The 760-nt window shown below is 62.2% G+C and carries 1 protein-coding gene; it reads left to right on the top strand.

What is annotated here, in order from left to right; all coding sequences use genetic code 11:
* Positions 1–609: ABC transporter permease (locus EN925_RS38180; RefSeq protein WP_164894789.1), on the top strand; the 609-nt coding region annotated here is incomplete at its 5' end.
* Positions 610–760: the final 151 nt, after the last annotated feature.

Here is a 760-nt window from a genome sequence, read left to right as displayed (position 1 = left end):
ATGATGGGCACCAGCTTCGTCGGCCAGCCCGGCGAAAGGCTGCCCAACCTCGACATTCCCGGCCTGACGGAAATCCCTGTGGTCGGCAGGCTGCTGTTTGGCCAGGATCCGATCTTCTACATTTCGATCGCGCTGACCGCCGCCGTCATGTGGTTCCTGTTCAAGACCCGCACCGGGCTGACGCTGCGTTCGATCGGCGACAGCCACACCTCGGCGCATGCGCTTGGCATCAAGGTCATCCGCTACCGATACCTCGCGGTCATCTTCGGCGGCGCCTGTGCCGGTCTCGCCGGCGGCCATCTCTCGCTGGTCTACACGCCGCAATGGGTGGAGAACATGAGCGCCGGCCGCGGCTGGATCGCGCTGGCGCTGGTGGTGTTCGCCTCCTGGCGGCCATGGCGGGTGCTGGCCGGCGCCTACATCTTCGGCGCGGTGTGGATCGGCCAGCTTCATGCACAGGCTTTTGGCATTCCAGTGCCCTCACAGTTCCTTTCTTCGCTGCCCTATCTGGCAACCGTCGTGGTTCTCGTTCTAATCTCGCGCAACAAGCGTCTGACGATGATGAACACGCCGGCTTCCTTGGGGCAGCCATTCGTTCCGGATCGTTGACAACAAAAACAAACGGGAAGCTCCAAGGCTAACTCAGAGAGGTAACACGATGAAAAAACTGCTTATTGCCCTGATGACCACGACCGCCGCCATGTCGCTGGCAGCGACGGCCGAGGCCGCGGACAAGCTGAAGGCCTGCTGGGTCTACACC

The sequence above is a fragment of the Mesorhizobium sp. M7A.F.Ca.US.006.04.2.1 genome (genome assembly GCF_004022915.1).
GTDB classification, from domain to species: domain Bacteria; phylum Pseudomonadota; class Alphaproteobacteria; order Rhizobiales; family Rhizobiaceae; genus Mesorhizobium; species Mesorhizobium ciceri.
This window is presented reverse-complemented; position numbering and strand designations above follow the sequence as displayed.